Annotated in this window: 9 protein-coding genes; 8 read left to right on the top strand and 1 reads right to left on the bottom strand. The window is 44.5% G+C overall.

Features of this window, described 5'->3' with window-relative positions; translation table 11 throughout:
* The 4 genes from ONB37_17595 to ONB37_17580 form a co-directional block, all read left to right on the top strand.
* A partial coding sequence (locus ONB37_17595) for a hypothetical protein (protein MDZ7401976.1) occupies window positions 1-215 on the top strand: 215 nt, incomplete at its 5' end.
* A gap of 496 nt (window positions 216-711) precedes the next feature.
* The gene (locus ONB37_17590; GenBank protein ID MDZ7401975.1) at window positions 712-1,773 is read left to right on the top strand and encodes a 6-bladed beta-propeller; all 1,062 of its coding nucleotides are present in this window, start codon (window positions 712-714) and stop codon (window positions 1,771-1,773) included.
* Between the two features lie 349 nt (window positions 1,774-2,122).
* Window positions 2,123-2,413: a hypothetical protein gene (locus tag ONB37_17585; protein ID MDZ7401974.1), complete on the top strand. Its 291-nt coding sequence runs from the start codon at window positions 2,123-2,125 to the stop codon at window positions 2,411-2,413.
* A gap of 199 nt (window positions 2,414-2,612) precedes the next feature.
* Window positions 2,613-5,687: an efflux RND transporter permease subunit gene (locus ONB37_17580; GenBank protein ID MDZ7401973.1), complete on the top strand. Its 3,075-nt coding sequence runs from the start codon at window positions 2,613-2,615 to the stop codon at window positions 5,685-5,687.
* 181 nt (window positions 5,688-5,868) lie between these two features.
* Here the strand turns inward: ONB37_17580 and ONB37_17575 are convergent, their stop codons facing one another.
* On the bottom strand, window positions 5,869-8,766 hold the full coding sequence (locus ONB37_17575; protein MDZ7401972.1) for a PKD domain-containing protein: 2,898 nt from the start codon (window positions 8,764-8,766) through the stop codon (window positions 5,869-5,871).
* 484 nt (window positions 8,767-9,250) lie between these two features.
* On the opposite strand from ONB37_17575, the gene ONB37_17570 reads away from it, so the two are divergent.
* The 4 genes from ONB37_17570 (at window position 9,251) to ONB37_17555 (ending at window position 13,019) form a co-directional block, all read left to right on the top strand.
* Entirely contained in the window at window positions 9,251-10,162 is a 912-nt protein-coding gene (locus ONB37_17570; protein ID MDZ7401971.1) for a dihydrodipicolinate synthase family protein, read from the top strand.
* An 11-nt stretch (window positions 10,163-10,173) separates the two neighbouring features.
* The gene (locus tag ONB37_17565; GenBank protein ID MDZ7401970.1) at window positions 10,174-10,950 is read left to right on the top strand and encodes an SDR family oxidoreductase; all 777 of its coding nucleotides are present in this window, start codon (window positions 10,174-10,176) and stop codon (window positions 10,948-10,950) included.
* 72 nt (window positions 10,951-11,022) lie between these two features.
* Window positions 11,023-11,556 (top strand): thioredoxin family protein, encoded by a 534-nt coding sequence (locus tag ONB37_17560; protein MDZ7401969.1) that lies wholly within the window; start codon window positions 11,023-11,025, stop codon window positions 11,554-11,556.
* 863 nt (window positions 11,557-12,419) lie between these two features.
* A complete protein-coding gene (locus ONB37_17555) occupies window positions 12,420-13,019 on the top strand; it encodes a nucleoside-triphosphatase (GenBank protein ID MDZ7401968.1) in 600 nt (199 codons plus the stop codon).
* Window positions 13,020-13,037: the final 18 nt, after the last annotated feature.

Genomic DNA, 13,037 nt, shown 5'->3' with positions numbered 1-13,037 from the left:
CTTGTAGAAAACTGGCAGCGATAAGTAGCAGCATTCTTTTAGTATTATTTGGCGTGGTCCTTTCTGTGGCTTATCTTAAAGGATCTAATTCGGCTTGCGGTTGCATGCTGCCCTTTGGAAGCCAAACTATCGGTCCGGTTCATATCGTTCAAGATTTGGTCCTGCTGTTGTTATCAATTGTTATTTGGTCAAATCGAAAGTTAAATTCTCGCTAATTATGCTTAATTGGAATTAAACAAACATTCGAGCAGATAGGAGGTGCAATATGAAAAAATTAAAATTCATAATGTGCGCAATACTGCTGATGATAGCTTTGGGGTTAAGCCTCGGCACTTGGGGTTCAGGAGGTCCTCTTTTGGTCAAAATAGCTGGAGCTGCAGAAGAATGCATAAAGTGTACAGAGTTAAGCTGCGCAGGCGGTGATCTTAAGTGCGCTAGTTTTCTCTGCAGAGGTACTTTTGTGCTATGCTACACTCGGAGCCCACAGCCACAGTCACCGCCACCGCCACCACCAGCCCCAGTAGTTAATTGATTGTTTCTAGGTAAAGAATTCGCGGTCATGCTGCAGCTGCCCGACATCTCTAATGCAGTGATGACCGCTTTTCTGCGTCTAAATATTCGTGTGAGGTCTTCAATCAAGGTAGATTTAGTCCTTTTTGCAGCGTTGGTTCATGCACAGAATGTTAAATCCAAATCAAACAGGTAAAAATCATGTTTAAGCCGCGAATGTTTGTAATAGTTCTTGGACTACTTATCTTTGTAGGCCTCATAATAGGCCATTTTGCTAGCGATAATGATCGCTTCGTAAAAGTCATTCACAACCAAACAACTGCGCAAAAACTTCCGAGTGCTAAACCTCAGAATTCAGCAAATCGTCGTTTCAAACCAGCTAACGCTATGAAAGTATTCACGATAGGTTTAGGCTCCGAAGATGCTCTTTTCAATCCCTATTGGGTCAAAGTAGACAAATTTAAAAATATTTATATCCTAGATGGGGGGGATTTTACCATAAAGAAATTTAGCCCAGAGGGGAGATTCAGCAATAGATTTGGAAAAGGCAAGGGACAGGGGCCTGGAGAGTTACTAAATCCTACCGATTTTACGGTGGCAATGAACGGAGATGTTTGGATTTGTGACCCTATCGCCGGAATCATTACTATATTTAATCCAGATGGTTCTATTAAGCAGACCATCCGTCTAAAAAGTTTGCCTCAGCGAATTGTCCTTCTTAATTGCGGCGATTTTATCATAATGCCAGCCATCCCTATAACGCATTTATTTGAAAAGTATAATGCAGCTGGCAAGCTGCAATCTTCCTTTGGTTCGCTTTTGCCAAATCAAGATGAACTTCATCTTCTAATAGATGGGTGGATTGAAATCGGAAACGATAACGCATTATATTTCACTTTTGTTCGCGCTGGGCTGATAGCTTCTTTTTCTTCGCAGGGTGTGCTACGCTTCTTTGTAGAAACCATTGATCGAATCCCGCTTCCAAAGATAGAAGTTTTTGCTAAGGGATCAGGTATGCGAATCGATCAAAAAGCTCCCTTGGCAGCTTTGAGTATGAATGTCATTGATTCCACTATCTATATACTTTCTTGGGCTGGTTCTATCGGGCGAAAAGGAATGGTAGTAGATACTTATCGGACTGCTGACGGGGCTTATCTTGAATCGTTTGAGATCCCTGAGAAATGCCGATTTGCATATTTCACCGAAAAGTCTATCTATACTGTAGAAGACACTACCGTGGCAAAGTGGAAGATGGGATTCTAAGGATGGATGCTCAACAAATTTTTGACCAAGACAAACGTTTTTAAAAAGCCATCCTTTTATCTCGATTTTAAAGCGAGCACTATTTTGGTTTAACATTTTCATATGAACCAATTAGGATTGCTAGCACGGTACCCTTTAATTTGAAAAGAAGGCCTATTAACGGCTTTTTAATACTAATGAGATTATCATCACTAACATTAGATATGGCAAACCAGAAGCGATCGATGAGGAAGTCTATGCGGTTTCCAAGCTGTCTCATGCCCACGAATTTATCGGCCAATTACCCGAAGGTTACTGCACTAAAATCGGCAAACGTGGTATAGAGCTTTTTCCAGAAGAGAAACAGCGCATGTTCATCGCCCAAGCATTACTAGAAAAGCCTGACAAGCTCTTACTTAAGGAATCCGCCGCGGCTTTCGATGCCCCCCCTGAAGCAACCATCATAGCAATGATGTTCGAAAAAACCAATGGCAAAACCAGCTTCATCATTGCGCACCGCTTCTCTACTGTAACTGCCGCAGATAAAATTATTATGCTAGATAAAGGCAGGATTGTTCAAATGGGAACGCATGAGGAATTGATTGGGCAGGTGGGTTTATATCGGAGAATGTGTGAGGAGCAGATGCTGGTGAGGGATTAGTGGTTGGTGGTGAGTGCTGAGTCGTGAATGGTTAGTGGTCAGCGGTGAATCATCAAAAACATACCAGCAGTGAACAGTTCTGACCATTAGGTAGTTAAATTAACGAATTAAGTTGTTGCTTGAAATGAAATGGAAAACCAGTTTATTACCCAATTCCCAAATTACCTGATTACCCAATTACCATTTTTCTCACGAACAAATGAGTCTGATCAAATTTGCCATCAACCGTCCGACTGCGGTACTGATGTTTTTCCTCGCTATTCTGGTGACTGGCCTGATGTCGCTCTATCGTCTGCCATTGGAATTGACACCCGAGGTGGATTATCCGAAGCTTTCAGTCACCACAAGCTGGTTCAATAGCTCGGCGGAAATGGTGGAGGCCTACGTAACTTCACCGATTGAGGCAGTGGCACAAACGCTGACCGATGTGCGGAAAGTGAGCTCGGTATCCAGTGAGGGAGAATCCCAGGTAGACATCGAGTTGATTCAAGGTGCACGCACCGATTTTGTGGCATTGGAGCTCAACGAGAAACTGGCCGTTATCAGAAAAAGTTTACCTTATGGCACCTCACCTCCCAGGATCACCAAATATATCCCAGAAGAATTTCAGACCTCCGAATTTTTGTCTTACCAATTATTCGGGAATTTCTCGCCATTGGAGGTGAAGAAATATGCGCTGGAGCATCTTCGAGGGCCTTTACTAAGTGTTCCAGGAGTGGCGGAAGTAGAGATCCAGGGTGGCCTCGACGAGGAGATTCATGTCATTCTCGATGAATCAAAATGCCGTTTATTTGACATCACGCATCAACAGGTCGCACAGACGATTCGGGAGCTCTCTGCTGAACAGACGGTGGGGCATTTGGTAGAAGGAGATTATCGGTTCGATCTGGTGGTTCGCAATCCATTAGTTTCGCTCACCGAAATTGCTCAGGCGATCATCAGGACTGATAAACAACAATTAATCCGCATCCAAGATGTGGCCTCGGTGGTGCGCAATGTTCAGGATGCCACCAACCTCAGTCGGATCAATGGCAACCCTGCGATTCGGATCAACATTATTCGTGAGCCTGGCACCAATACGATCCAAGTTGCGGATCGAGTGTTCCAAAAGATCGATGAGTTATCGAAAAAATTCCCGCCGAGCATGAGATTGATCAAGTTATCCGATCAAAGCGAGGCGATCAGAGAGCAATTACGGGATCTGGGATTTCGTTCGATCTTTTCGGTGCTGGTGATCTTTCTGGTGCTTTTGCTGTTTCTCCACAAGCTGCGAATGCCGCTGATCATTTTGACCACGATCTTTTTCTCGGTTCTGCTTACCATGAACTTTTTTTATGCGGCGAAAATCGGGCTGAATCTGCTCACGTTGGCTGGGCTTTCGTTGGGATTTGGGATGCTGGTGGATAATTCCGTGGTGGTATTGGATAATATTGAGCGATATTGGCGCCGTGGTGTTCCATTGTACGATGCATGCCACCAGGGGACCGCTGCAGTGACACTGGCAATTATGGCCGCCACGCTGACTACGGTGGTCGCTTTTGTGCCATTTCTTTATTTGACTGGCGAGTTGCGGCTGTATTACGTCCCCTTTGTGATGGCTGTGGGGCTGTCGCTACTGTCGTCTCTTCTGGTCGCATTCACACTAATTCCGAGCCTTTCTTTTCAGGTTTTGAAACGAGAGCCCATGGCTCTGGAAGAGGGGAAGTCGATTGACAGCATCGTGGAATGGGGTCAGAATGTTTACCAGCGATTTTTGACTTGGGCGCTGCATCATCGATGGGTCATAGTAATTGCGACGATGTTACTTTTTATTGCCAGCTACCTCATTTTTGATAAATATGTGACTAAAGGTCGCATCTGGAGCGGCTGGGGTGGGGATACATATATTGCCGTTTCTATTCACATGCCCGGGGGGGCGGATATTGAAAGCACCGATCAAGTAGCGCGTTTCTTCGAAGAAAAAATTGCCAAACAAGAGGGGGTGGAAAAATTTGGTTCTCTGGTTACGCGTGAGCACGCTTATATTCGGGTCTACTTTCCGGATTCGCTGCAATTCACTGCCACGCCGTTGATCGTCAAAGAAAACCTGACCGCAGCGGCCACGCAATTGGCAGGCTTATCCATTGGTGTATATGGTTTTGGACCTGGCTTTTATAGCGGAGGCGGAGGGCAAGCTGCCAACTTCCGTCTGAAAGTGCTAGGGTACAATTACAATCAGGTGAAACAAATCGCCGAACAGGTAGGGCAACGATTAGAGTGTTATAGCCGAGTGAGAGATGTTGATATCAGCAGCAGCGGCTGGGGCTGGTGGGAGAATCGCTCCGAACTGGTTGTGAAACTCAATCGCGATGAGGTGGCGAAATATCGCCTTTCCAACTATGAAGTGCTGCAACAGTTGCGCACATATTTGCGGGAAAGTCTGGATTGGCAGCGCTTGAAGATCGATGGCAAGGAGATAGATTTTCGGATTAAAATGGCTGGTTTTCAGAAGTTCAATTTGCAGGATTTGAAAAATACCGTGGTGCGCTCCCCCAATGGGGAGTCGGTGCGATTAGAGCGGCTCGCCACCATCGAAGAGCGAAAAGTGTTGTCCCAGATCGTCCGTGAGGATCAGCAATATCAGCGCTGGATCACTTTTGAGTATCGCGGACCATGGAAATTAGGCGATCGGCTGGTCGAAAGCATCATCAAGACCACGCACCTGCCCCCTGGCTATGAACTGACACGCGAGACCTGGGGCTTCATGAAAGGTGAGGAACAACGCGAAATCTATCGCGTGTTAGCGCTGTCAATTTTGTTGGTGTTTATGGTTACCGCGGCGCTATTTGAATCGCTGCGCCAGCCATTCATTATTATTCTGACCATCCCGTTAGCCTTAGTTGGCGTTTTTCTGATTTTTTATTTGACAGAAACCAATTTCGATCGCTCCGCTTATATTGGTGTCATTTTTCTCTCTGGTATTGTGGTTAACAACGCGATCATTCTTGTTGATCATATAAATTTATTAAGACGTCAAGGGATGGAATTAGTTAAGGCGATCGTAAGAGGCGCTACAGATCGCGTTCGGCCGATTCTGATGACCACAGGTACAACCATTTGTGGTTTGTTGCCTTTAGTTCTATTTGCTGAAGAAAAGATCAGCATCTGGTTCTCATTGGCGCTATCAACAATCGGCGGATTAACGAGTTCCACGTTATTTGTATTGATCACGATTCCAGTTTTTTACAGCTTGATAGAGCGGAAAAGACAGATTGCCATCCGCTCTCCCAATTGAATGGAATTCATCTGAAAGCCATTCAAATGTATAAGCCGTTTCGCGTTTTGATTTTTCATTCCCTTGGCAATTTGCCGATAGAAATAAAGAAGACCAGACTCAAATTATGAGCCTGGTCTTCTCTTTTTGGTTTGCTGCCAGCCAATTTGCCAGAGAGGAGGACGGCCCTGGCAAAAGCCAGCTACATCACGTAGATCATTTTTCTGGTTGCCTGAAAACCATCGGTTTCTAATCGATAAAAATAAACGCCACTGGTTAATCTATTTCCGAAATCATCGGTCCCGTCCCAAATAACTTTGTAGCGGCCGGCCGGCTTAGTTTGGTCCACCAAGGTTCGAACCCGTTGCCCCAATCGATTGTAGATCGTAATCCGAATATGGCTTAGCTTTGGCACATCGTATCCAATTGTTGTCTCTGGATTAAATGGGTTGGGATAATTCGGATATAGCGCAAATTCAGCGGGCAAAGCGCTATCTTGGTGCGAGACATCAGCAGAATTCGATACCGTAAAAGTGGTAATCGAGCTTCCAGTTGCGCCGTAGGGATCGCGGGCATAAAAGATGATGGTCTCACTCCCCTGCCATTCGCTATTCGGCACTGTTATCGTGGCAATTCGATTCGTGATGGAAACAACCAACTCCAGAGCGCCAAAAGCTGACCATTGAATTTCTTCGTCCTTATTATCGATGTCGAACACATAATCGTCCAGCCTAATTGGCCGAAACGTTTCGCCTGGGCGAATTCGCTGGTCTGGGATCCGAGTGACTACTGGAGGATCATTTAAGGCAATCACTGTAAAACTGGCCTTGGTGCTATCACGCAATCCCTCAGGATCTGCAACCACGAGGGTCAAAACCTCTGTGCCAGCCCACTCAGAATCAGGAACTGCGACCTTCAGAATCCTATCGATGATCGATACCATCAGTTTATTATTCCCACGAAAGCTCCATGATAATTGATCATCGGCGTTATCGGGATCAGTGACGTAATTATCCAGATGCACGGCAGCGAACTGCTCATTTTCCAAAATGATCTGCTCAGGGATAGCTGAGATCACCGGTCGTTGATTTGACGGGGTCACTGTGAAAACCGTTGCGGATGTGTCGCTCCGATCTCCTGGGTCCGTGGCGATAAACAAGACCGTGTCACTCCCTACCCAGTTCTGATCCACCACAGATACTTCAGCCACACGATTCACAATGTTGACATTCACCCGTTGAACGCCACTCACCTTCCAGCGGATTTGATCGTCCAGATTATCGGGGTCTGCCACATAATCGTCCAAGTTGATTTTATTGAACGATCCTCCTTTCCGAATCGACTGATTTGGTATCTGGGAGACAACTGGAGGCTCATTCGCAATGGTGACCAGTGCAGAATCCAGTCCAACACCACCATCATCGTCCTTCACTCGCAGCCATACTTTATGCTTCTCGCCAGCGCTATAGCTTCGCTGCACATTTTTCCCAACCGTCTCGAAAATCCCATCCTCATCCAAATCCCATTCATACGTCAATACTAATGCATCATTTGGACTTGGATCTGTGGCGGAGCCGATGAAATTGATCATCTGATTCCACTTGCCATTGTATGGGCCTCCAGCCTCCGCAGTTGGTGCTATATTTGAAATGGTAACGTTCGCGCTATCTAATGAATAATCATCCTCACTATCGATGACTTTGATTTTCACCATTCCATTAAAGTCATCCGGATAGATATGACTGCTCGTGGGCACAGTCGTCGTATCGTCCCATTTGCCATCGTTTTGGAAATCCCAGAGATAGCTAACAATCGCACCATCTGGATCTGATGATTTCGAAGCATCAAATTGAATCGCCGAACCCTCTGTCCCTTTATACGGGCCAGCAACCTCTGCAACAGGTGGTTGATTAATCGTCAGCTTCAGATATCTCAATTTAATTCCAGATGTCGCGGGATAGATGACATAAAAGTTGCTCCGATAGGCTCGAACGATATGCTTGTTTCTGGCATCCGTAGTATTCCAGCCATCAGCGAGCCGGACGGGCTCCCCCCAGCTCAGACCGCCATTTTCTGAAAGTCGGGCATAAAGCGGTCCAGTTTCTGAAGCCAGGTAAGCGACAACGATCTTGGATCCATCTTCACTGGCAGCCAGAGAAGCCACCCCTACTGGAATTTTCCAGCCAGTCAATTCCCCATTTGCTGTGACACGGGTGTCTCGAACCTTATTGCCGTTTTCGATGCGTGCATATCGGACTGTGGGACCATTGATTACCGAATTATCCAGTTCGGCGCCGTAACAAACGTGAACCTTTCCCGAAGCGTCGATAAAGAGATCGGGCGAGCCGTTGGCGCCGCCGCGCGCATCACTATCATGAATGTCCCCACGGTAAACAAGCTTACCACCAGCAGAACCGGAACGCCAATAGAAAATAGGACCACCTTCCGGCGGATAAGAAAAATCACCCGATACCAGTTCAACGATCCCAGCCGAAGTGACATCCAATTCAAATCGTTCATCCCCTCGAATTTGTTGGATGTCATTCTGGCTCAATATCACTTTATTATCCTGAATGATGTAGTAATTGATCGGACCGAGCACGGTATTTAGGTCAGTCACTGATCCATGAGCAAAATGCACTCGATTAGAACCATCAATCGCTAACCGAACCACATAGCCTCGATAAACATTGTCCGCGATTTTCAATGGACTCGTCCAAGCACCGGCCTTTTTATACGTATAGAACACATCATAATAGTTATCATATTCGTTCTCTCGAAAACCAATATGGGGCATTTTATTGCTGTCGATTGCCAATGATGCTCCAAACCGCCATAAGCCGCGATCATTTTCGGTGCCAGGCACCATCTCCTGATGGAGCACCTTCCCATTTCGGTCCGTGATCACATATTTCACTCCGTTATTGGTCATCGCGGTTAAATGAAGCTGACCAGTTGCTGGATCAATTACCAAATCAGGCGTATTTCCCTGAGTGATGAAAATCTCATCCGACCATTTCACCTGGGAATAACTATTGGTCATCGTAAGAAACGCGACGATCCATAAAACAACAGCCAGTGTTCTTATTCTTTGTGCCATCTTCATGCTCCAAATCCTTTAATTCCGCTGAAAAGTTGTTGGTCATCAATTCGATTTCTCTATACTGCATCAGTTCAATGCAAACACTATGCCTCCATGATCTTAAAATTTGTTACATTTTGGCAATCAATAATCGCTAATCATTTTCAGCTTTGATTCGATCCCAATATTAATTCTATTATAATCAGAGAAAACCTGCTTAGCTTACACATTATTCAAACGACATTTAGAGATCAGCACATTGGATTCAGAAACTTTGTCCATGTTCTCAACTCCCCAATTTCATCAGCTACGAGTTCTTACAAATTTGTATCTTTAGAAATACACTTGTTTCTGCCTGAAACAAAAAATGGCTACTGGCTTTTTATTGAATTTGATAAAAATTGATCAATATTCTTGTTGATTATTAAAAGAATTCTTTTAAATTTGAAACAAGATTATGCCCAATGGAAAATGATCAATAAAAGATGCGAGGAAAGCAGCAATGGTATTTGAGCAATTTGCTGGCGTATTCGCGCCGATCCCGACTCCGTTTTCACCAAAAGATCGAGGGATCAACTTCGATTTTATACGCCGCCACATTGAATTTCTTATTGAGAAAGGTATTGATGGTATTGTTGTGCTGGGAACTAACGGTGAATTTCCCTCATTGTCGATTGAGGAACGCAAAAACGTCATTTCCTGGGTAATGAAATTCAAAAGCAATCTGAAAGTCATTGCCCAAACTGGCAGTTGCTCGTTCGTGGAAACCGTTAGTTTGTGCGATTATGCGAAGGAGCTAGGAGTTGATGGGGTGCTTATTGCAGCTCCATATTACTTTAAAAATATCAGCGAGAATGGTCTTGTCGAATATTATTTTGAGATCATGAATCGAGTGCACCATCCCATTTTTCTATATAATATGCCTCAAAACACCCATGTCCCGGTGACACATGCGGTGATCGATGAATTGCTCAGCTACCCCCATCTCCTCGGGTTGAAAGATTCTGGGGGCAAATGGGAAACACTGAAGTCTTACATTGAAAGTTATCGTCGACTTCATATCTTTGTTGGGAGTGATGAACTGCTGATGTCCGCTTTCGAACTTGGAGCAGGGGGAAGCATTACGGCTTCGGCCAATACGGTTCCAGAGTTGGTGCTGAACCTCTATCGCGCAGTACAGTATCATGGGGATGCGGGCATTTGGCAGTCGCGCTTATCTGCATTTCGACGATTAATTGCCCAATATCCCATTCAAGCAGCGACCAAATATATCCTATCGCTGCGAGGGTTTGAAGAGAGCGCGGTTCGCGCGCCGCTGACAAATTTGACCGAGGCCCAAAAACATGCATTGGAGCGCGAGCTTGAGATACAGGGTTTTCGATTCGTCAATGGAGATCTCATGTTTGATAATTGAAAGGAATTTCTATGGAATGCTTTGGAATTCAAGACAAAGTTGCGTTAATTACCGGTGCAAGCAGCGGGATCGGCAGAGCAACTGCCCTTCGCTTCGCCCAAGAGCGGGCGAAATTGATGCTTGTGGCTCGAAATGCCGATGCGCTGAGGGCGGTTGCTCAGATTGCCAGGGAATTTGGAACCACTGCTGAAATTTGCCTCGCTGACCTCACCGATGAAAAGCAAATTCATCATTGTATTAATGCCACAATTGAGGCCTTCGGTGGGATCGATATTCTAGTCAATAGCGCAGGCATTATCGGCAGTGGCAGCATCGAGACGACAAGCCTCGCCGATTGGGATTATATGATGAACATCAATCTTCGATCTATTTTTTTACTCACTCAATTGGCGCTTCCATCATTAATTGAGCGCAAGGGAAATATCGTGAACGTTTCCAGCGTAACAGGTCTGCGAGCTTTTCCGAATGTATTGGCATATTGCGTCAGCAAAGCAGGATTAGATCAATTTACCCGGTGCGTGGCCTTGGAACTTGCTGCCAAAGGGGTTCGCGTGAACGCAGTGAACCCTGGAGTAACTTTCACCAACTTGCATCGCAACAGCGGCATGGATGAACAAAGCTATCAGGCTTTTTTGGAACGCAGCAAAACCACTCATCCGCTCGGCCGGATTGGACAACCAGAGGAGATCGCCGACCTCATTTTATTTCTTGCTTCGCCACGAGCCGGATGGATTACTGGGGTGACCTATGCAATTGATGGAGGACGAAGTCAAACTTGCGCCCGATAATTCAGTAGCAATCAATAAACTTTTGATAGATAACAATACAACTACTCAATCAATTCTTGAAAGGAGCCAAGGTTGAAAAGCAAACTCACTATCGCTCTCATGAGCTCTGCATTTCTGCTTATTTTACTCAATTTTTCTTCTTGCTCTAATGAAAAGAAAACCGCTGATCAAAAGATGATGGCGGAGAAAATTTACGACGAAACAGCCGACGCTCGTGCAGATATCGAAAAAGCGATCATCAAAGCTCAGGCCCAGGGCAAGCATATTCTCCTGATGTTCGGTGGGAATTGGTGCATCTGGTGTCATCGCCTGCATCGGCTGTTCAAACAGGATCGAACAATTAGAAAATTTTTAGAGAGAAATTACGTTTTGGTGATGGTGGATGTAGGAAAACGCGATAAAAATTTGGATCTCAATGAACGGTACGGTAATCCTTTTCAGCATGGCTTTCCAGTTTTAGTTGTATTAGATAAAGATGGCCGTCAGCTTCATACTCAGGAGACCGGGAGTCTTGAATATACTGCCCTAGAGAGCAGCAAAAAAGGGCATCATCCGCAGCGTGTGTTGGAATTTTTAAAAACTTGGGCGCCGAAATCATCAGATTAAGTCCTAATTAGATTCTGTTGCAAAATGGAAATCAAAAGAAACGATGTCATTCCTGCGAATGCAGGAATCTCTTTTATAACTGATGTTTAAGTCAACCAAAAAATGAGGTGCCTGCATGCGCAGGCATGACAATTTATCCTGTTTTGATAATTTTGCAACAAGAACTGATTAGATTCTATATGAATTTCGAATGAAATTTCGTTCCCCTTTCCAAGCCAATTTTATAATCGCATCTCCCCCAAAAAGTAGATCAAGCGTCAATTTCAATTCTGAATCTGGGAATTGGTGAATCGGGAAATTAAATAAAAGAGTATCAGAGATTTTTTTCAAAAAAATAAATTCTGTGTTGACTTTTTAAAAGCAATTTGCTATATTTGACAGAAAGAAAAAAAAAAATTAAACCCCCAACCAAAATCAAGTGTCTCTTCCTTTAGGCGCGATTAGGGAGGAATGAGACGGTTATCCTGAATAAGGATACCAGCTTCCGTGAATGAGGATTAGAGCAAGCCTCGGCAAAAAATAAGCCGAGGCTTTTTTATGGAAACCTGAGATTCTAAGATCAAAAATTTATTTTTCGCTCACCTGCTAAGCACCGAAGAAAGCATCAGAGATGTCCTTGGGCTAAGATATGTCATATGATGCTATTGAATTGGCAAATAAATCAAAAATGCTATTTTTCATGACTGGGCGAGTCCGAAAAATTTACTTGGGACAGACGAACGATCTTTCATCGCTAAGTGATGACCGAGGATAACACTACCTTCTTTGGGAAATAGCCTTTTTCAATTCCTGTCCTTCAAAATCACTAATGGTGCTTAATTTTTAAAGCAAACTTGATAGATGGATGGGCGAGCATTCTTTAGATGGATTTTAAAATCTGTTTCGGTCGTTCACCATGGTTTCGCTTGTATGGATTTCTGTCAATTGTAGGGTCAACCAAATTGAAGATAACAAATATTTTTGTGACTGGGGCGATTCATTGCGGCAAAACCACGATATTAAATCGCGTGATCGCTTTTTTTCCGGAACTAAAAATCGGTGGCTTTCGCACCGTTCCAATCATCGAACATGGTGTGAAAAAGGGATTTATTCTGGAATCACTCTCTGGCGAGAGTAAGACCTTCGCTCACGTCGAGCTCAATACGAATAATCTTTTCGACATCTATCGTTATAATATCAGCATTTTTGAAGATTTTGGTGCAACGTGCTTAGCGGAGGCTCTTGCAAACAGCGATCTCATTCTGATGGATGAAATTGGTCTTATGGAACGAGATGCACACCACTTTTGTCAGATGATTTTAAGATGCTTAAATTCCAAAAGAATCGTGCTCGGGGCTTATCAAAAACGTGCCTCCTGGTTTGCCCAGATGCTTCGATTTAGAGCTGACACGCATGTCTTCGAAGTGACCATTGCCAACCGTGAGCAAATACCGGGGCAAATTATTTCTCTATTGAAAGAGTGAACATCCTCTTCCAAATTT

The sequence above is a fragment of the candidate division KSB1 bacterium genome (genome assembly GCA_034506395.1).
Classification (GTDB): domain Bacteria; phylum Zhuqueibacterota; class Zhuqueibacteria; order Thermofontimicrobiales; family Thermofontimicrobiaceae; genus Thermofontimicrobium.
Note: the sequence above shows the minus strand (reverse complement) of the source record. Positions and strands in the feature narration are given on the sequence as shown.